The following is an 18,305-nucleotide window of genomic DNA, read 5'->3' on the forward strand; positions in this document are numbered from 1 at the left end:
CCGAGGCCGTGCAGTTGCGCGCGGCCGGGATCACCGCCCCCATCCTGTGCTGGCTGCACAACACCGACACCGACTTCGCCGCGGCGGTGGCCGCCGACGTCGAGATCGGCGTCTCCTCGCCTGCCCATCTGCGGGCGGTCGAGGCCGCGGCGCGTGACGCGGGCCGCACGGCGACGGTCACGCTGAAGGTGGACACCGGCCTGAACCGCAACGGCGTGTCGCCGGTCGAGTATCCGGAAGTGCTGACCGCGCTGCGCGCGCTGGTCGACGAGCAGGCGGTGCGTTTCCGCGCGATCTTCTCCCACCTGGCGCACGCCGACGAACCGGAGCACCCGAACAACGACATGCAATGCGCCCGGTTCCTGGAGGCGATCGCCACCGCGAAGGAGCACGGCTTGGAGCCGGAGCTGGTGCACATCGCCAACTCCGCCGCCACCCTGACCCGCCCCGACCTGACCTTCGACCTGGTCCGGCCGGGCATCGCCACCTACGGCCTCTCCCCGATACCGGACAACGATTTCGGCCTGCGCCCGGCGATGACGTTCCAGGCCAGAGTGGCGCTGGTCAAGCGGGTGGCCGCCGGTGAAGGCGTCTCCTACGGGCACCAGTGGATCGCGCCGCACGACACCACCGTCGCGCTGATCCCGGCGGGTTACGCCGACGGTGTGTTCCGCCCCTTGAGCGGACGATTCGACGTCTGGCTCGGCGGAGCTCGGCGGCGCAATGTCGGCCGGGTGTGCATGGACCAGTTCGTCGTCGACCTGGGCGACAACGCGGCGGGTGTCCGGGAAGGCGACACCGCGATCCTCTTCGGCGCGCGACCGCATGCCCAGGAATGGGCGGATCTGCTCGGCACCATCCACTACGAAGTGGTGTGTTCGCCGCGCGGCCGGGTGACCCGGCGCTTCACGGGTGACCCGCAGTGAGCCGCTTCCGGGTGACCCCGCTGCGCGGCGGGCTGGCCACCGTGGGGGTCGTCGGCGCGCTGGCGGGCGCGCATGCCCTGCGTCGCGCCGGTGCGCGCGTGCTGTGGCCCGCGCGGGGCGACGACTACCGCGACGAGGATTTCGGACTGATCGATGCCGACCGCGCGGGTACGGTGCTCGCCGACGACGGTGTGCCGCTGGCCACACGCACCTGCGGGCCCGACGACGCGCCGGTGACGGTGATCTTCGTGCACGGCTTCTGCAACAGCATGGCCTCGTTCCACTTTCAGCGGCGTGACCTGGAAAAGCGGTGGGGCGCACGGGTTCGCATGGTGCTGTTCGACCTGCGCGGGCACGGCCGTTCCGGCGTGCCGAGCGCCGCGAGCTGCACACCGGCCCAGCTCGGGAGCGACCTCGCGGCCGTGCTGCGCGCCACCGCCCCGACCGGACCCGTGGTGCTGGTCGGGCATTCGCTGGGCGGGATGGCGGTGCTGGCCGCGGCCGCGCGATTCCCGGAATTGTTCGCGGCGCGGGTGATCGGGGTCGCACTGCTGTCGACCGCGGCCGCCGAGGTCACTGCGACGGGCATCGGGCATCTGCTGCGCAACCCCGCGATCGACGGCTTCCGGCTGGCCGTGCACACCGCGCCTGCGCTGGTGCAGGCCGGACGCGTCACCGCGCGGCACGTGATCACGCCGATCCTGCACGTCAGCTCGTTCCACGGCCCGGTGAGCCCGACCCTATCGCGTTTCACGACGCTGATGATCGACCGGACGCCGGTGGAGACCATCGTGAAGTTCCTCCAGGCCATCGAGTTGCACGACGAGTCGGCCGCGTTGCCCACCCTGGCGGACACGCCGGTGCTGGTGCTCGGCGGCCGCCACGATCTGGTGATCCCGTTCCGCAATTCGCGTGCGCTGGCCAGGGCGCTGCCGGGCAGTGAGCTGATCCGGCTGGAAGGCGCCGCGCACATGCCGCACCTGCAGTACCCGGACATCGTCAACGCCGCGCTCGAGCGATTGCTGGTACGCGCCGGTGCGCTCACGGGAGACGCTTCGGAGGTGGCCGGTGGCTGATCCGGGGTATCGGGTGTTGCCCACCGTCGCCGACACCGAGGCGCTCGGCCGGGAACTGGCCACGGATCTGCGCGCCGGTGACCTGGTGGTGCTGGACGGTCCGCTCGGCGCGGGCAAGACCGCGCTCACCCGTGGCATCGCGGCCGGGCTCGGCGTGCAGGGCCGGGTCAGCTCGCCGACGTTCATCATCGCCCGCCAGCACCGCGCCGGGCAGCGCGAGAGCGGGCCGCCGGTGCCCATGGTGCACGTGGACGCCTATCGGCTCGGCGGTGATCTCGACGAGCTGGACGCACTGGATCTGGACACCGATCTGCATCAGGCGGTGGTCGTGGTGGAGTGGGGCCGCGGCGTGGTGGAGCACCTCGCGGAGCGGCACCTGCGCGTGCTGCTGTCGCGCGCGCCGGATTCTGATGTGCGCACCGCGATCTGGGAATGGGTGGATTAGCTATCGGGTAGCTATGCGTCGGTGACCCTTACCACCCGGTATCGTTGGGCCAATCATGCTTGTACTAGCCGTCGACACCGCGACACCCGCCGTCACAGCGGGACTGGTGGAGCTGGAGCCGGGCGCCGACATGGCGGATCCCGTCCGGGCACGGACCGTCGCCTCCCGGGTACGCGTCGACCCCCGTGCCCATGCCGAGGTGCTCACCCCGCAGATCCTCGAATGCCTCACCGAGGCAGGCCGTTCCAGGACCGAAGTCGACGCGATCGTCGTCGGTGTCGGTCCGGGGCCGTTCACCGGTCTGCGCGTCGGCATGGCCACCGCGGCCGCGTTCGGTGACGCGCTCGGCATCCCGGTCTACGGCGTGTGCAGCCTCGACGCGATCGCCGCCGACGCCGCCGCCGACCCGGCCGTGGCGCCCGCGGTCGACCTCCCGGCCGACGCCGAACTGCTCGTGGTGACCGACGCGCGGCGGCGCGAGGTGTACTGGGCGCGCTACCGCCAAGACGCGCGCGTGGCGGGACCCGAGGTGTGCAAGCCCTCCGACCTGGACACCGATCAGGCCACGGCGATCGCCGGATCCGCCTCGCACGTGGACTTCTTCGACCTTCCGGTACTTCCCGCCGAGACGCCGTCGCCCGCCGGATTGGTGCGCGTCGCCGCTGCCGAGCTGCTGTCGCGCGGCACGCCCGATCCGCTGGTTCCGCTGTACCTGCGCAGGCCGGACGCGGTGGAGAACGCCTACCGCCGACTCGACCGGACGGGAGCGTGACGCCCGTGGCTTTCCGCATCGAGCCGATGGTGGCCGCCGACATCACCCGCTGCGTCGAACTGGAGCAGTTGCTGTTCCCGGAGGACGACCCGTGGGCCGCCGTGGCGTTCCGGTCCGAGCTGGCCGGACGGCACAACCGTTACATCACCGCGCGCGACGAGGACGGGCGAATGGTGGGCTACGCGGGAATCGCCCTGCTGGGTGATGCCGAACACCCCGAGGCCGAGGTGCACACCATAGGCGTCGATCCGGGCTGTCACCGCGCGGGCGTGGGCACGCTGCTGCTGGAGGCGCTGCTGGCCGAGGCGGGCAGGCGCGGTGGACCGGTGTTCCTCGAGGTCCGCACCGACAACGCGCCCGCGATCGCGCTGTACGCCAAGCACGGCTTCCACATCATCGGCTTGCGCAAGAACTACTACCACCCCAGCGGCGCGGACGCGTACACGATGCGCAGGCCCGCGCTGAGCAGCGAGGACCGGCGGTGGCGCACACCGGACGAGGTGCTGTCGTGATCATCATGGGCATCGAGAGTTCCTGCGACGAAACCGGAGTCGGCATCGTCCGCCGCCACCCCGACGGCACGTGTGAACTGCTCGCCGACGAGGTCGCCTCCAGCGTCGAGCAGCACGCTCGCTTCGGCGGCGTCGTCCCCGAGATCGCCTCGCGCGCCCATCTCGAGGCGATCGTGCCTGCCATGCGCCGCGCGCTGTCGGCGGCGGGGATCGCGAAGCCGGACGCGCTGGCGGTGACCATCGGGCCCGGCCTGGCTGGTGCGTTGCTGGTGGGTGTCGCCGCCGCGAAAGCGTACGCGGCGGCCTGGGACGTGCCGTTCTACGCGCTCAACCATCTCGGCGGGCACGTCGCGGTGGACACGCTGGAGCACGGGCCGATGCCGCCATGTGTCGCCCTGCTGGTGTCGGGCGGGCACACCCATCTGTTGCACGTCACGGATCTGTCCGAGCCGATCGTGGAGCTGGGCAGCACTGTCGACGACGCGGCGGGCGAGGCGTTCGACAAGGTGGCGCGCCTGCTCGGGCTGGGTTTCCCCGGCGGTCCGGCCCTGGACGCCGCCGCGTCGAGCGGTGATCCGCGCGCGATCGCCTTTCCCCGTGGCATGACCGGGCCGCGTGATCCGCGCTACGACTTCTCCTTCTCCGGACTCAAGACCGCGGTGGCCCGCTACGTGGAGGCGGCACAGCGCGACGGCGTCGCCGCCGAGGATCTGCCCATCCCGGATATCGCGGCCTCGTTCCAGGAGTCGGTCGCGGATGTGCTCACCATGAAGGCGGTGCGCGCCGCGCGCGACGTCGGCGTCGGCACGCTGGTGCTCGGGGGCGGCGCGACGGCCAACTCCCGGATCCGCTCGATGGCCGAGGAACGTTGCGCCGCCGCCGGTTTGACCCTTCGAGTGCCCAAGCCCCGGCTGTGCACGGACAACGGGGTGATGATCGCCGCACTCGGCGCGCACGTCATCGCGGGCGGCGCGGCGCCTTCGCCGCTCACCGTCGCCACCGATCCCGGCCTGCCGGTGTCGGTCAGCATGGTTCGCTGACCTGCTTGCCTCGACCTGCCGATGACGCTCGGGCGCCTCCCTGGGCCGCCGGAGCGCCGCGGCGCGTCGGCCGGACGCGGTGCCTCAGTCGGAAAGGACGCGTCAGTTCGGAAGGAACAGCCGCGGCGCCGACGCGGTGCCGGGATTGCCGCCCGGTGGAAGCGGCAGGCTCGACCGCGCGGGCGCCTGATTCGGCGCCGAGCTGGTATCGGGGGCCGCGGCGCCGGGCGCCGTCGGCGACAGGGTGCGGCCCGACGACGGTTCGAGCGAACTGTTCTGCGCCGCACTGGGATTGCCGAACAGCGGACCGAGCAGTTCGGGGAAGGGGATCGGCGGCAGGTTCGGGTCCGGCCGCAGCGTGGGCTGCGTGGGGACGATCACCTGGGTGGTCGGCGGCACGCCGGTCGCGCTCTGCGGCCCCCGCTCGGTGGTCGTCGGCGCGCTGCCCCCGCTGGAGGTGTGGCCGAGCGTGGTGGCGGCCGCGGTGGACGGCGGAGCGGACGTGGGGGTGGGCAAATGCGAAGCGCTGCTCGTGGTGCCCGCGGGGGAGACTTCGTCGTCCGAGGTGGGCGCGAACGTCTTCACGCCGTAACCGACGATCAGGCCGACGACCACGAGAGCGCCGGCCAGCGTGCCGAACACCTTGGTGACCGTACCCGCGGGCGCGTCGCCGCCGAGCGCGCTCACCGGGAACACCGAAGGCTGCGCCGAATCCGCGACCAGCGCCGCGCCTTTCGCGGTCACCGCCTCGGGGTCCGGGACGGTGAACACCGGCACCTCCAGCGCGGCGGTGAGCGTGTCGAGCACCGCCGGGATATTGGCGCCGCCGCCGATGACCGCGACCGCCTGCGGTTGCCGGGGCGCCCGGGCGAACGCCGCCGTGACGAACAGCGCCAGGTCGCGCAGCAGGTCGGCGATCAACTCCTCGAAGTCGGCCCTGGTCAGCTTCAGCGGGCGCCCGGCGACGTGGTCGATGGTGACCGCGGGCGCGATGGACAGGTGCTCCTTCGCCGCGCGGCCCCGGTTGGTCAGCATGCCGCGATTGGGCCGGGTGCCGCGCCGGGCAAAGTGCATGTCCACCAGATGGTGGTAGATCAGGTCGTCGATCGCCTTGCCGCTGACGGCCGCGGTGCGATCGGAACGGAGCAGGGATTCGTCGGAGCGATCGGCGACGGTGACGCTCAGACCGGAGGCGCCCAGGTCGACGATGGCGACCGTGTCGTAACGGTCCAGCAGGCCGGTGTGCTTCAGGTACGTCAGGGCGGCGGTGCCTTCGGGGATCAGCCGCAGGTCGCGCTGTTTGCCGGTGGCCGAACGGATTATCTGCGCCTGCTCCTTGGTTCGGTAGGCGACCGCGACACTGGTGGGCGGATGGCCGGTCATCGGCTCGGCGCCGCGCGGCGCGCCCGCGAACCGCCCGCCGATCGGACCGATGATCTCCCGCGGCGGCTGCGTGGTCGGCAGTTGGGTGGTCATCAGCTCGATCGAGGAGGCCACCAGGTCACCGAGATCGGAATGGGCCGCGTCGGCGGAGACGACGCGGTAATCGAAGCTCTGCGCGCCGTTGGACGCGGTGGCGACCAACGCCGAGCACACCACCTCCGCCCCGGCCGAGATGCCGAGGGACGTTCGCATGTTCACCTCCCTTCGAGCGGATGGTCATGGTGTCGCCGACCATCTCGAATGGACTGCCGGACCGCCGTGTGGATGACGCGCGACCCGGACCGGGAAACGAACCGGCCCCTCGTCCGGGTGGGTCGCGGGGACCGGCCATGGATCACGTGTGTATTGCTCTCTGGTGAAGCTGGTAGTGCGACGATCGTGCCGCGATGCGACGCTGCGTATCCCGGCGGCGCTGCGGTACCCGTGTGGGGCCTCGCCGCCGCCTGCGGACGGCGAACGTGGCGGCCGGACAGCGACCGTCGTCAATAGTGTCACAATCCGTTATCCGAACGTTACTGTTTCTCCGAACTAATCGCCAAGCCGGTGTGTCTCGGGCGCGCCGCGCAAAGTTGGCACCGCCCAGCCTTGAGCGCTGGCACTCTCATGTATAGAGTGCTAGTCGGCACTGTGTGTAGTGCTTGTGCCAGCAGCTTGACCACTGGGCAGGGGTCCCGGCACCCGCGACGACGGGGCTATGCGCAGGGTCAGCACCGTGACCAACCGATGAGTTCGGGGCAACAGTCCCGGACGACCGAATCCCCTGAAAGTGGAGGGCTCAACGTGGCGAGCGTGAACATCAAGCCGCTCGAGGACAAGATCCTCGTCCAGGCCAACGAGGCCGAGACGACGACGGCCTCCGGCCTGGTCATCCCCGACACGGCGAAGGAAAAGCCGCAAGAGGGCACCGTTGTCGCCGTCGGTCCCGGCCGGTGGGACGACGAGGGCGAGAAGCGCATCCCGCTGGATGTCCAGGAGGGTGACACCGTCATCTACAGCAAGTACGGCGGCACCGAGATCAAGTACCAGGGCGAGGAGTACCTCATCCTGTCGGCGCGCGACGTGCTGGCCGTCGTCACCAAGTAGCCGATCGGGCACGCATGCGTTCCGCCCCGGTGTCTTTCGCGACCCGGGGCGGAACGCGTTCGGCGCCGACATTCCGGCACCAGAACACGCGGTGCGAGCGACGGGCCCGTAGGCGGCAGCCTGCGTAACCACGAAGGGCCCCGGGAGCACCGCAATTCGGACACAGCGGTGCGAGCGACGGGCCCGTAGGCGGCAGCCTGCGTAACCACGAAGGGCCCCGGGAGCACCGCAATTCGGACACAGCGGTGCGAGCGACGGGCCCGTGGGCGGTCCGGAGCGCCGCAATCCACTACAGGAGCGAATCCTCATGGCAAAGCAGATCGAGTTCGACGAGAAGGCTCGCCGGGCTCTGGAACGCGGCGTCGACAAGCTCGCCGACGCGGTCAAGGTCACTCTCGGCCCGCGCGGACGGCACGTCGTGCTCGCGAAGTCCTTCGGCGGTCCGACCGTCACCAACGACGGCGTCACCATCGCGCGCGACATCGAGCTGGAAGACCCGTTCGAGAACCTCGGCGCGCAGCTGGTCAAGAGCGTCGCCACCAAGACCAACGACGTCGCGGGCGACGGCACGACCACCGCCACCGTGCTGGCCCAGGCGCTGGTCCGCGCCGGGCTGAAGAACGTCGCGGCCGGCGCGAATCCGATCGCGGTCGGCTCCGGCATCGCCAAGGCCGCCGACGCGGTCTCCGATGCGCTGCTGGCGCTGGCCACCCCGGTCTCCGGCGAGCAGGCCATCGCGCAGGTCGCGACGGTGTCCTCGCGCGACGAGGAGATCGGCGCGATGGTCGGCAAGGCGCTGACCACCGTGGGCAAGGACGGCGTCGTCACCGTCGAGGAGGCCTCGACGCTGCAGACCGAACTCGTCGTCACCGAGGGCGTGCAGTTCGACAAGGGCTACCTGTCGCCCTACTTCGTCACCGATCCCGACAGCCAGCAGGCGGTCCTGGAGGACGCGTTCGTCCTGCTGCACCGCGAGAAGATCAGCTCGCTGCCGGACTTCCTGCCCCTGCTGGAAAAGGTGGCCGAGAGCGGCAAGCCGGTCCTGATCATCGCCGAGGACGTGGAGGGCGAGGCCCTGTCGACCCTGGTGGTCAACGCCATCCGCAAGACGATCAAGGCCGTCGCGGTGAAGGCCCCGTTCTTCGGCGACCGCCGCAAGGCGTTCCTCGACGACCTGGCCGTGGTCACCGGCGGCACCGTGATCAACCCCGATCTCGGCATCTCTCTGCGTGAAGCGGGCCTCGACGTGCTCGGCAAGACCCGTCGTGTCGTCGTCACCAAGGACGACACCACGATCATCGACGGCGCCGGTTCCGCGGCGGACGTGGAGGCGCGGGTGGCGCAGCTGCGCCGGGAGATCGAGGCCACCGACTCCGACTGGGATCGCGAGAAGCTCGAGGAGCGGCTGGCCAAGCTGGCCGGCGGCGTCGCGGTGATCAAGGTCGGCGCGGCCACCGAGACCGCGCTCAAGGAGCGCAAGTACCGCGTCGAGGACGCGGTGAGCGCCGCCAAGGCCGCCGTGGAAGAGGGCATCGTGCCCGGTGGCGGCACCGCTCTGGTGCAGGCGAGCGGCAAGCTCGTCGACCTGCGTGACTCGCTGTCCGGCGACGAGGCCGTCGGCGTCGAGGTGGTGCGCACCGCACTGCAGGCTCCGCTGTACTGGATCGCCACCAACGCGGGCTTGGACGGCGCCGTGGTGGTCAGCAAGGTGGCCGAGGGCAAGGAGGGCTTCAACGCCGCCACCCTCACCTACGGCGACCTGCTCACCGACGGCGTGGTCGACCCGGTGAAGGTGACCCGTTCGGCCGTCGTGAACGCGGCGTCGGTCGCGCGCATGGTGCTCACCACCGAGAGCGCCGTGGTCGACAAGCCCGCCGAGGAGCAGCACGAGCACGGTCACCACGGCCACGCGCACTGAGCGGAGCGCCGCTGTGCGGTGATGCGGTCGGCGAGGCCCCCGAACCACGTGGTTCGGGGGCCTCGCCCGTCCTCGCGACAAGTCGAGGCCGGACGTGACCACCGTCGATACCGAAGTTGTTCCGAAGCTCGACGCGCTGTCTGCGGTGGGACCGTGCGAAACCGTTCGGATCGGCCCGTACACGCGGAGCGGGAATGCCTGGCGGGAAGCCGGATTCAGCTGGCGACCGGCGGCTGTTCGGCGGCGATGGCCGCGAGTAGGCGAGCGCGCAACGACGGCGGCGGCGTGGTCGCCGTGGCCGTGGCGAGAACAGCGAGCGCTTCCTTCGTGTCTGCGACTTCTCGGACGAACTCCGCGCGTAGCACGGGGTCCTCGTTGTCGAGAAGTTCCTGCACTTCCTGATGGTCTTCGTCGTCGATCGATCCGAGCGCGACGGTGTGCGCGAGATCGATCTGGCCTTCGTTCATCTCACGTCACCCCCAAACTTTTCTTCAGTCGTGTCAATCCGTCCCGAATCCGGGACTTAACCGTAGGTAACCCTACGTCGAGGTAGGTGGCTACCTCCGCATAGGTGCGCCCACCGTAGTAGGCGAGCGAGATGGCTTCCCGCTGAGTTTCGGTGAGTGTGGCCAGACCGGCCAGCACGGCCTGTTGTTCGAACCTGCGCTCGACCTCTTCGGTGACCTCGTCGAATTCGTTGCCGAGCACGCGGATCCCGTACGCGACCTCGCGCTGGGTGTGGGCCTGTTCGGCGCGCACCCGGTCGACGGCGCGCCGGTGCGCGAGCGTCATCAACCAGGTCACCGCGGAACCCTTCGCGGGGTCGAAGCTCGATGCCATCCGCCAGATCTGCAGATAGACCTCTTGCGTGGTCTCCTCCGCGTATCCCGGATCGTGCAGGACGCGCAGAACCAGACCGAAGACGCGCGCGGACGTCCGGTCGTACAGTTCGGCGAATGCTTCCTGGTCGGCCCGGCCGCATCGATGTAAAAGCGCGGCGAGCTCGATACTTTCGGCTGCGCGTGCCGTAACCGCAGAATCCACCGGGGGTGGGAAGGCTTCTCTTCGGAACGAGTCGCCCTCTGCGGCTGGCGGCCGCGTTGTCACAACGCTCCATTCTGTGTCATCGGTCACTACCGTAGCGCGCCGCTATGACCTCCCTTCCGGTGGGGTGCCCGCAAGCTCGCCATGGGATCGGCGCCGCGTGGCGAAAAGCGCCGACGCGCCGGATATCTCGGGAGGAGACACGCCGTGGCATGCCGTGACACGCCAAGCGCTGCCGCACTGTGCTGGAACCGGCGGGTGCACGGCTTCCGGCCTTCGCTACGGCGGCCGGCCGATCGGTGGTGACCGATCGGAACCCACGCGCCGACCTCCGGCGACGAACCGTCACCGTGTCGCGTGACCGGTCCGGCCGAAGCGTGTTGCAGTGGCCCGTTGTTTGCTAGGGATTCGACGCACGGTGGCGTGCGGATGGGAGGAGATTGGTTCAGACGGCCATGCGTCGGCGGTTGCGCCGAGCGTGCATCTCGCGCTCGGTCTCCGACATGCCGCCCCAGATACCGTAGGGCTCGCTGACTTTCAGCGCGTGGGTGCGGCACTGCATGAGCACCGGGCAGGTGCGGCAGATCTCCTTGGCGCGCATCTCGCGCGCGGTGCGGGCTCGGCCACGCTCGCCGTCGGGATGGAAGAACACCGCGGAATCCTGCCCGCGGCACGATCCTCGCATCTGCCAATCCCAGACATCGGCGTTGGGTCCCGGGAGGTGGGTCGGCATGGGCATGGTGAACTCCTCGTGGTGCGAGCTCGTCAGCGTTGTCGAGCAGTTGTTCTGCAACAGTTCGTGGGCCACGACGCCGTGTCGGCGGGGGTGCCCGGGGGGCTCGCCCTTCGCGGTCGCTGCAATTTCGCGCGGCGCCGTCCGTGGCGATGAGTTACGTTAGGTCCAGCCGCGAAATTCCGTCAATAGTTCGACGCAGCACTTTTCCAAATCTCGCGCTGCCAAATTTAACCTCCGAACTGTTTACTTTTCGTGCCGGTTCCGGCGATACTGTTCGGTTGGCCGTAGGCGGCACGGTACCGCCTGTGTTGTGCGCCGTTGAGTTTCTGCTGGTAGAGGTGTTTTCTCCGGCGTGGGGACACTACGGCCGGGATGCCGGGCGCACAGCAGCAGCCGCCGCGGGCGCCGGCGGCCTTCGCGGCGCGGGGATCCGAACATGGCGGAAACGGGGCCGGCAGGTTAATTACGCGAAACGCGCATGAATTCCCGATGCGGCCGCCGGGCGATTGCCGGGGCGAGATTTACCTAATGGCAACATCGGCTCCGCGGCGAAATGCCGGGCGGATGCCGGTCGGGTCGCCGGTCGCCTTTCGTCGTCCCGGCGCGCGCGGCGGGCAGGATAGAGTGCGCCCGTGTTCGCGCCCGCTCCGCTCGGAGATCCTCACGTCGCGGTCCTCGCCGAGGCCGCCTTCGGCGCCGATCCGGGTCGCGCCGCCGCCGAGTTGCCGCCCGCTTCCGACGCGCTCGGTCGGTGGTATCGCGCGGTGGCGCTCGGCGGCCAGGGGCGTTACGCCGCGGCGCGCGCCGAATTGCGAAGGGTATGCAACCACAGTTCCGACCCCGTACTCCTCTCACTGGCGAGAAGTACGGAAGCCTCTTTCCTGCGCCAACTCGGCTGGCACGATCGTGCGGCGGCGTTGGACGGCCGGGCGGCCGCGCTGATCCTCACCGCCGATGTCGTCGCGGAGGCCGACACCGCCCGCCGTCCGGCGAATGAGGCGCACCTTTACCTGCCCAGCCGCGCCGACGCGATCTGTGACGCGCTTACCGGACTGGCCGCCGACGCGCTGGGGACCGGGCGGTTCGCCCTGGCCGATCGGCTGCTGCGGCGCAGTGCGGCGGCGGCGCGCCGGTACGGCGCAGGCTGGCGTCCGGCGATCCGGCTGGGCTGGGTGTCCGCGGAAACGGCGTTGGCGACAGGCGATTTCGCCTCGGCGGCGGCGCACGCGGCGGCCGCGCTGGAATCGGCCGAGCGATCGCCCTCGGTGCGGCATCAGGTGAAGTCGCGCCTACTGGTCGCCGCGGCCGACACGACGCGCGAGCCGAGCGAGCGATCCGGCCTGTCGGCCGAGGAGGTCGCCGAGCAGTGCCGCGAGCACGGGCTGCTGCCGTTGCGCTGGGCTTGCGCCATGCTCCGGGCCGGATCCGGCGACGACGAAGCGGCCGTCGAGGCGGCCGTGTGCGCCGAGTCCATCGCCTGCCGCGGCGGCGCGTTGCGGCCCGTGCCGACCGGTCGATGATCACGGAGACCACCGTGTTGCCCAGTTCCCGGCAACGGGTCGCTATTGTTAGATCCGTTCCGCCCCTTCGGTGGAAGCACTGGTCGTCACCGGACCGTGCCACTTTGTAACGCCAGGAATATCTCTGACGATGACGCACACGGGCGAAGAGTTGGACCTCGCCGTCGCTGCCGCTGCGCAGGGCGACAGATCCGCTTTAGCTCAGGTACTGGAGATGATCCGTCCGCTGGTGGTGCGCTACTGCCGCGCGCGGATCGGAGCCGCGGAGCGTGGGCAGCTCTCCGCGGACGACGTTGCGCAGGAGGTTTGCCTGGCTGTGATGACAGCCTTGCCCAGGTATCAAGACCAGGGCAGGCCCTTCATGGCCTTTGTTTACGGGATCGCTTCGCACAAGGTCGCCGACGCGCATCGCAACGCCGCCCGTAACAAGGCGGAGGCGATGGCCGAAGTACCAGATGTCATATCCACCGACCAGGGACCGGAACAACGAGCTCTCGAGTCCGAGACGAGCAGACAGATGAACCGTTTGCTCGCGACGCTTCCCGAGAAGCATCGGGAGATCTTGATCCTGCGCTTGGTCATGGGTTTGTCAGCGGAAGAAACCGCAGTCGCCGTGGGCAGTACGGCGGGTGCGATACGGGTGGCCCAACACAGGGCACTCGCGAAACTCAAGTCACAAGTGGCGAGGGCAGGTGAAATGTATGGCTAGGGATGGCGAGCGCGGTCGGGGTGACTGGAAGGCGCGGCTTGGATCGCGAAACAGCGGTCCCTACGCCGAGGCGTCCGGAGACACCGGCCCGGTCGACATCGCCGCGGTACGCCGCGACGATGCTCTGATCGACGCCATCGCCAGCGATGGTCCGGTGCACACCGACAGCGCCGAGGAGTATCAACTCGCGACGTTGCTCGCGGATTGGCGGGCGGAGCTGATCGCGGCTCCGATGCCGGCCGAACCGGACCTGGACGCGATCGTGGCCGCCGTCAACCAGGAGATCGGCGCGCGGCAGGTTCGCATCGGGGCGCACAGCGGCGGGCGACTGCGGCTGCTACGCCCGATCATGGGTGCCGCGGCCGCGCTGGCCCTGGTCATCGGCGGTATGACGGCGTTCTCGTACAACGCCGAGCCGGGTGATCCGCTGTGGCGGGTCAAGGAGGTCGTGTTCAGCGAACAGGCCCAGACCACCGTGGTGCAGCGTGCGGGCGACGATCTGAACGAGGCCAAGACGCTGGTCTCGCAGAACCCGACGCAGGCCAAGGTGCGCCTGGAGCGGGCCAAGGAGAGCGCCGCGCAGGTCAGCGATCCGGACAAGCGTGCCGAGTTGATGACCGAGTGGGAGCGGTTGCTCGCTGAGCTGCGCAAGTACAACGCGGACCTGGCCGACCAGCTCGAATCGACGGTGCCCAACACCACCGATCCGCGCGCCACGCCGGGCACCAGTGCGACGACGAAGCCCAACTCTACGACCGGCGGGTCCACGACGATCCTGCAGCGGCCGGACGGGCAGACGGACAAGCCTTCGCCCTCGGCGGACGCGACCGCGCCGAACGGCGGCGGCACGACCAACGGTGGCGGCACGCCGACCACGGTGCCTCCGGTGACGACGCCGCCGCCTGCGGCGACCACGCCGCCGGCGACCGGGGACCCGGCGCCGCCGCAGCAGCCGCCCGTCACGGATGCCAAGCCGCCCACGGGGGAGCCCACCGTCGACACCGGGAATCCGACGGTGGCGCCGCCGCCGCAGCAACCGGCGACGCGGCCGCCGACGCAGGACTACAACCAGCCGCCGACCTTCAGCGTGCCGGCCTTCCCCAACCCGGGTTCGTTCGTACCGCCCGGTCGCTGACCGAATATCTCGAGCAAGACTCGAACCGATCGCCAAGCCAGGCGATCGGTTTTTTGTTTGTGCGGGAATGGACGTCCAGTTGTCCGCGCGTGGGAAGGCGACTCGGCGACAGGGTGCGCCGTGGCAAATGATGGGCGCCGTGATGGTGTGCGTCGAAGATCACAGCGGCAAGCGTGAGATACGCGGGACTCCCAGAGGCCGCGTGCGTTTCGGTCCGGCTGGTTTCAGCCGTCGAATCCGTCGAAGCCGTCGCCGTGGAAGGCCTCGTTCATCGAGGCGTCCGCGTAGCCCCGGCAGTAGTCCCAGGTGACGTACGCTTCCGGCGTCGGGTCGTAGGCGGGCTCGTGCGGGCGGACCGTGCCGTCGACCAGCAGCTGCAGCAAGTTGGCGCGCAACATGTCCCAGTCGTGGTAGTGGTCCTGCCTGCAGTCTTCGCAGCTGACCACTAGTCCGCGGATCCCGCGGTGGGCCAGCAGTGCCTCGTACACCGCGAGGTCGGCGAGATCCTCCTCGACCGCAAGGCGCTCGTGGGGATCCAGCGGTTCGCCGGGCTCGATGGCGTCGAGCGCGGCGGACGGGTCGGAGGGGTCTCCGGCGAACGGATCCGGCGGCAAGCCAGGTGGTAGATGGTCGCGCACATCCCCACGGTACGCAGAACAGGGCGGTCTGCGCCAGCTATGCGGCCTGCCAGTTTCGGGGGTGGGCTCACTTCGTCGGCGAGTTCACCGGACAGATACCATGGAGCACAGGCTACGGCGGGTCCCCACCGCACCGCCGCCGAACGCCACCGTCCATCCCATCAGCCGTCACGGCGCCGGTTCCGCCCGCGTCGGTCGCTATCGACGTCCAGGAGGGGTCGATCCGAATGAGTAATCCCGTATCGGGCGAACGAATCGCAGTCCGCCCTCCTACGGGTGGCGACGATCCGAACAAGATCGCCATGCTCGGCCTCACATTCGACGATGTGCTGTTGCTGCCTGCCGCCTCGGATCTCATCCCCAGCTCTGTGGAGACCTCCAGCCTGTTGACCAGGGAGATTCGTCTGCGCACCCCGCTGGTCAGCTCCGCCATGGACACGGTGACCGAGGCGCGGATGGCGATCGCCATGGCCCGCGCGGGCGGTATGGGCGTGTTGCACCGCAATCTCTCGGCGGCCGACCAGGCCTCCCAGGTGGAGACGGTCAAGCGTTCCGAGGCCGGCATGGTCACCGACCCGGTGACCTGCCGTCCGACCGACACCCTCGCCGAGGTCGACGCCATGTGCGCCCGGTTCCGCATCTCCGGGCTTCCGGTGGTGGACGAGACCGGCGCGCTTGTGGGCATCATCACCAACCGCGACATGCGCTTCGAGGTGGACCAGAACCGCCGCGTCGCCGACGTGATGACCAAGGCCCCCTTGATCACCGCGCAGGAGGGTGTGACCGCCGAGGCCGCGCTGGGACTGCTGCGCAGGCACAAGGTGGAGAAGCTGCCGATCGTGGACGGCAACGGGCGCCTGCGCGGCCTGATCACCGTCAAGGACTTCGTCAAGACCGATCAGTACCCCAACGCCACCAAGGACCGCGACGGCCGACTGCTGGTCGGCGCGGCGGTGGGTGTCGGCGAGGACGCGTGGTCGCGTGCCATGACGCTGGCCGACGCCGGCGTCGACGTGCTGGTGGTGGACACCGCGCACGGTCATCAGGCGCAGGTGCTGCAGATGGTGACCAAGGTCAAGACCGAGGTGGGTGACCGGATCCAGGTGGTCGGCGGCAACGTGGCCACCCGCGCGGGCGCGGCGGCCCTGGTCGAAGCGGGCGCGGACGCGGTCAAGGTGGGTGTCGGCCCCGGCTCCATCTGCACCACCCGCGTCGTCGCCGGTGTCGGCGCACCGCAGATCACCGCGATCCTGGAGGCGGTCGCCGCGTGCAAGCCCGCGGGCGTCCCGGTGATCGCCGATGGTGGCATCCAGTTCTCCGGCGATATCGCCAAGGCCATCGCCGCGGGCGCGTCCACGGTGATGCTCGGCTCCTTGCTCGCGGGCACCGCCGAGTCCCCCGGCGAGCTGATCCTGGTCGGCGGCAAGCAGTTCAAGAGCTACCGCGGCATGGGCTCGCTGGGCGCCATGCAGGGCCGCGGCCAGGCCAAGTCCTTCTCCAAGGACCGCTACTTCCAGGACGACGTGCTGGCCGAGGACAAGCTGGTCCCCGAGGGCATCGAGGGCAGGGTGCCGTTCCGCGGCCCGGTCAACCAGGTGATCCACCAGCTGGTCGGCGGGCTGCGCGCCGCCATGGGCTACACCGGCTCGCAGTCGATCGCGCACCTGCAGGAGGCCCAGTTCGTGCAGATCACCGCGGCGGGCCTCAAGGAGAGCCACCCGCACGACATCACGATGACCGTCGAGGCCCCTAACTACACCGGACGGGGCTAGCCCACTAGGTTCATGTACAGGACCAACCGGTCCGTGCATGATTGAGCTTGCCCACCGGCTGTGGCGGTGGACAAGCCGCGCGGCAGTCGGCGGCGCGCACAGTGCTGCCCACCTGCCCCCACACAAGTAACCACTGGAGGCGCGAGTCTTACGAGCGCCGTTCGCGGCCCGGCTCGGGTTCCAGCGGTCGAAGCGCATGTGCCACAGGCGCGAGTCTCGACCGCTGGAACGCGAGCCATCCAGGGGCCGCGAACCCGCAGCGCCGCAGGCGCTGCCAAAATTAAGGAGATTTCGCGTGCGCGACATGGTGGAGATCGGCATGGGCCGGACCGCCCGGCGTACTTACGAGCTGGACGACGTCGACATCGTCCCCTCGCGCCGGACCCGCTCGTCGAAGCAGGTCTCGCTGGCCTGGCAGCTGGACGCCTACCGCTTCGAGATCCCGTTCCTCGCGCATCCCACCGATGCCGTGGTGTCGCCGGAGTTCGCCATCGAACTCGGCCGGCTCGGCGGTCTCGGCGTGATCAACGGCGAAGGTCTGTGGGCGCGGCACGCGGATGTCGGCGCGAAGATCGATCAGCTGCTCGAGCTGGTCGGCAAGGGCGGCTACGAGCGTGCCGTGGCGCTGCTGCAGGAGTTGCACGCCGCGCCGATGCAGCCGGATCTGCTCGCCGCCGCCGTCGCGCAGGTCCGCGCCGCCGGTGTCACCGTTGCGGTGCGGGTGAGCCCGCAGAACGCGCGCACGCTCACCCCGGCGCTGCTGCAGGCGGGCATCGACCTGCTGGTGGTGCACGGCACGATCATCTCCGCCGAACATGTCGGCGACGGTGAGCCGTTGAACCTCAAGACCTTCATCGCCGAGCTGGACGTGCCCGTGGTCGCGGGCGGCGTGAGCGATCATCGCACCGCCCTGCACCTGATGCGCACGGGCGCGGCGGGCGTGATCGTCGGGTACGGCTCCTATCCCGGCGCGACCACCACCGGCGAGGTGCTGGGCATCGGCGTGCCGATGGCCACCGCGATCGCGGACGCCGCCGCCGCGCGCCGCGACTACCTCGACGAGACCGGCGGCCGCTACGTGCACGTCATCGCGGACGGCGACATCGCCACCTCCGGGCAGTTGGCCAAGGCGATCGCGTGCGGTGCGGACGCCGCCATGCTCGGTGTCCCGCTCGCGTCGGCCGCCGAGGCACCGGGGCGCGGCTGGTACTGGCCGTCGGCGGCCGCGCACCCGTCGGTGCCGCGCGGGTCGCTGCTGCACGTCGAGGATCCGTGGGATCTTGGTGGCGAGCCGGTCGGCGACACCGTGCGCCCGAGCCTGGAGCGCGTGCTGTTCGGGCCGTCCGACGATCCGTTCGGGTCGCTGAATCTCGTCGGCGGGCTGCGGCGTTCGATGGCCAAGGCCGGTTACTCGGATCTGAAGGAATTCCAGCGAGTCGGCCTCAGCGTGCGTGCTTGAGCTGTGTCTGATGTGCAGCGCTGTGTCTGATTTGCAGCGCCTGCGGCGCTGCGTGTTCGCGGCCCCTTGATGGCTCG

The 18,305-nt window shown here is 69.9% G+C and carries 18 protein-coding genes; 13 read left to right on the forward strand and 5 right to left on the reverse strand.

All coding sequences use genetic code 11. The annotated features are described in order from the left end of the window. From alr to tsaD, 6 genes are all read left to right on the forward strand, one after another. Nucleotides 1-926 (forward strand): alanine racemase (alr, locus tag ON27_RS05210; protein ID WP_043720165.1); only part of this gene is annotated, 926 nt, incomplete at its 5' end. Continuing rightward, complete coding sequence (locus tag ON27_RS05215; RefSeq protein WP_043720168.1) at nucleotides 923-2,002, forward strand: alpha/beta fold hydrolase; 1,080 nt, start codon at nucleotides 923-925, stop codon at nucleotides 2,000-2,002. The genes alr and ON27_RS05215, both read left to right, overlap by 4 nt. After that, complete coding sequence (tsaE, locus tag ON27_RS05220; protein ID WP_043720170.1) at nucleotides 1,995-2,447, forward strand: tRNA (adenosine(37)-N6)-threonylcarbamoyltransferase complex ATPase subunit type 1 TsaE; 453 nt, start codon at nucleotides 1,995-1,997, stop codon at nucleotides 2,445-2,447. The genes ON27_RS05215 and tsaE overlap by 8 nt, the downstream gene beginning before the upstream one ends. Before the next feature lie 55 nt (nucleotides 2,448-2,502). Further along, nucleotides 2,503-3,219 (forward strand): tRNA (adenosine(37)-N6)-threonylcarbamoyltransferase complex dimerization subunit type 1 TsaB, encoded by a 717-nt coding sequence (gene tsaB, locus ON27_RS05225; RefSeq protein WP_043720173.1) that lies wholly within the window; start codon nucleotides 2,503-2,505, stop codon nucleotides 3,217-3,219. A 5-nt stretch (nucleotides 3,220-3,224) separates the two neighbouring features. Continuing rightward, on the forward strand, nucleotides 3,225-3,731 hold the full coding sequence (gene rimI, locus ON27_RS05230) for a ribosomal protein S18-alanine N-acetyltransferase (RefSeq protein ID WP_043720194.1): 507 nt from the start codon (nucleotides 3,225-3,227) through the stop codon (nucleotides 3,729-3,731). Then, a complete protein-coding gene (gene tsaD / locus ON27_RS05235; protein ID WP_043720175.1) occupies nucleotides 3,728-4,771 on the forward strand; it encodes a tRNA (adenosine(37)-N6)-threonylcarbamoyltransferase complex transferase subunit TsaD in 1,044 nt (347 codons plus the stop codon). Before rimI ends, tsaD begins: the two co-directional genes overlap by 4 nt. 102 nt (nucleotides 4,772-4,873) lie before the next feature. Here tsaD and ON27_RS05240 read toward each other — a convergent pair whose 3' ends face one another. After that, on the reverse strand, nucleotides 4,874-6,406 hold the full coding sequence (locus ON27_RS05240) for a DUF7159 family protein (RefSeq protein ID WP_043720177.1): 1,533 nt from the start codon (nucleotides 6,404-6,406) through the stop codon (nucleotides 4,874-4,876). A 588-nt stretch (nucleotides 6,407-6,994) separates the two neighbouring features. On the opposite strand from ON27_RS05240, the gene groES reads away from it, so the two are divergent. Together groES and groL are read left to right on the forward strand one after the other, a co-directional pair. Continuing rightward, nucleotides 6,995-7,297: a co-chaperone GroES gene (gene groES, locus ON27_RS05245; RefSeq protein WP_028479292.1), complete on the forward strand. Its 303-nt coding sequence runs from the start codon at nucleotides 6,995-6,997 to the stop codon at nucleotides 7,295-7,297. Nucleotides 7,298-7,604: 307 nt separating this feature from the next. Continuing rightward, on the forward strand, nucleotides 7,605-9,215 hold the full coding sequence (gene groL, locus ON27_RS05250; RefSeq protein ID WP_043720196.1) for a chaperonin GroEL: 1,611 nt from the start codon (nucleotides 7,605-7,607) through the stop codon (nucleotides 9,213-9,215). A 215-nt stretch (nucleotides 9,216-9,430) separates the two neighbouring features. Here groL and ON27_RS05255 read toward each other — a convergent pair whose 3' ends face one another. The 3 genes from ON27_RS05255 to ON27_RS05265 all read right to left on the reverse strand — a co-directional run bounded on the left by ON27_RS05255 (nucleotide 9,431) and on the right by ON27_RS05265 (nucleotide 10,998). Further along, nucleotides 9,431-9,682, reverse strand: coding sequence for an RskA family anti-sigma factor (locus tag ON27_RS05255; protein ID WP_043720180.1), 252 nt, complete (start codon nucleotides 9,680-9,682; stop codon nucleotides 9,431-9,433). A gap of 1 nt (nucleotide 9,683) precedes the next feature. Continuing rightward, a complete protein-coding gene (locus ON27_RS05260; RefSeq protein ID WP_043720182.1) occupies nucleotides 9,684-10,259 on the reverse strand; it encodes a sigma-70 family RNA polymerase sigma factor in 576 nt (191 codons plus the stop codon). Between the two features lie 445 nt (nucleotides 10,260-10,704). Then, nucleotides 10,705-10,998, reverse strand: coding sequence for a WhiB family transcriptional regulator (locus ON27_RS05265; RefSeq protein WP_040865039.1), 294 nt, complete (start codon nucleotides 10,996-10,998; stop codon nucleotides 10,705-10,707). A gap of 629 nt (nucleotides 10,999-11,627) precedes the next feature. Between ON27_RS05265 and ON27_RS05270 the strand changes: the two genes are divergently transcribed. The 3 genes from ON27_RS05270 to ON27_RS05280 all read left to right on the forward strand — a co-directional run bounded on the left by ON27_RS05270 (nucleotide 11,628) and on the right by ON27_RS05280 (nucleotide 14,359). Beyond that, nucleotides 11,628-12,515, forward strand: a complete 888-nt coding sequence (locus ON27_RS05270; RefSeq protein WP_043720185.1) for a hypothetical protein — start codon at nucleotides 11,628-11,630, stop codon at nucleotides 12,513-12,515. A 130-nt stretch (nucleotides 12,516-12,645) separates the two neighbouring features. Then, the gene (locus ON27_RS05275; protein WP_040864971.1) at nucleotides 12,646-13,224 is read left to right on the forward strand and encodes a sigma-70 family RNA polymerase sigma factor; all 579 of its coding nucleotides are present in this window, start codon (nucleotides 12,646-12,648) and stop codon (nucleotides 13,222-13,224) included. Beyond that, a complete protein-coding gene (locus tag ON27_RS05280; protein WP_043720188.1) occupies nucleotides 13,217-14,359 on the forward strand; it encodes an anti-sigma-D factor RsdA in 1,143 nt (380 codons plus the stop codon). Before ON27_RS05275 ends, ON27_RS05280 begins: the two co-directional genes overlap by 8 nt. A 224-nt stretch (nucleotides 14,360-14,583) precedes the next feature. Here the strand turns inward: ON27_RS05280 and ON27_RS05285 are convergent, their stop codons facing one another. After that, on the reverse strand, nucleotides 14,584-14,997 hold the full coding sequence (locus ON27_RS05285) for a DUF5319 domain-containing protein (protein ID WP_039795739.1): 414 nt from the start codon (nucleotides 14,995-14,997) through the stop codon (nucleotides 14,584-14,586). A gap of 227 nt (nucleotides 14,998-15,224) precedes the next feature. Between ON27_RS05285 and guaB the strand changes: the two genes are divergently transcribed. Next, nucleotides 15,225-16,769, forward strand: a complete 1,545-nt coding sequence (guaB, locus tag ON27_RS05290) for an IMP dehydrogenase (protein WP_174377813.1) — start codon at nucleotides 15,225-15,227, stop codon at nucleotides 16,767-16,769. 295 nt (nucleotides 16,770-17,064) lie between these two features. After that, entirely contained in the window at nucleotides 17,065-18,228 is a 1,164-nt protein-coding gene (locus ON27_RS05295; protein ID WP_043720191.1) for a GuaB3 family IMP dehydrogenase-related protein, read from the forward strand. The last annotated feature ends 77 nt before the right edge of the window (nucleotides 18,229-18,305 follow it).

The sequence above is a fragment of the Nocardia asiatica NBRC 100129 genome, from assembly GCF_000308415.1.
GTDB classification, from domain to species: Bacteria; Actinomycetota; Actinomycetes; order Mycobacteriales; family Mycobacteriaceae; genus Nocardia; species Nocardia asiatica.

Excerpts from the sequence above, each read along its gene's own strand:
- ON27_RS05240 (WP_043720177.1), bottom strand. The coding sequence starts at position 6,406 with ATGCGAACGTCCCTCGGCATCTCGGCCGGGGCGGAGGTGGTGTGCTCG.
- ON27_RS05255 (WP_043720180.1), bottom strand. The coding sequence starts at position 9,682 with ATGAACGAAGGCCAGATCGATCTCGCGCACACCGTCGCGCTCGGATCG.
- ON27_RS05280 (WP_043720188.1), top strand. The coding sequence starts at position 13,217 with ATGGCTAGGGATGGCGAGCGCGGTCGGGGTGACTGGAAGGCGCGGCTT.
- groL (WP_043720196.1), top strand. The coding sequence starts at position 7,605 with ATGGCAAAGCAGATCGAGTTCGACGAGAAGGCTCGCCGGGCTCTGGAA.
- tsaB (WP_043720173.1), top strand. The coding sequence starts at position 2,503 with ATGCTTGTACTAGCCGTCGACACCGCGACACCCGCCGTCACAGCGGGA.
- ON27_RS05265 (WP_040865039.1), bottom strand. The coding sequence starts at position 10,998 with ATGCCCATGCCGACCCACCTCCCGGGACCCAACGCCGATGTCTGGGAT.
- guaB (WP_174377813.1), top strand. The coding sequence starts at position 15,225 with ATGAGTAATCCCGTATCGGGCGAACGAATCGCAGTCCGCCCTCCTACG.
- ON27_RS05275 (WP_040864971.1), top strand. The coding sequence starts at position 12,646 with ATGACGCACACGGGCGAAGAGTTGGACCTCGCCGTCGCTGCCGCTGCG.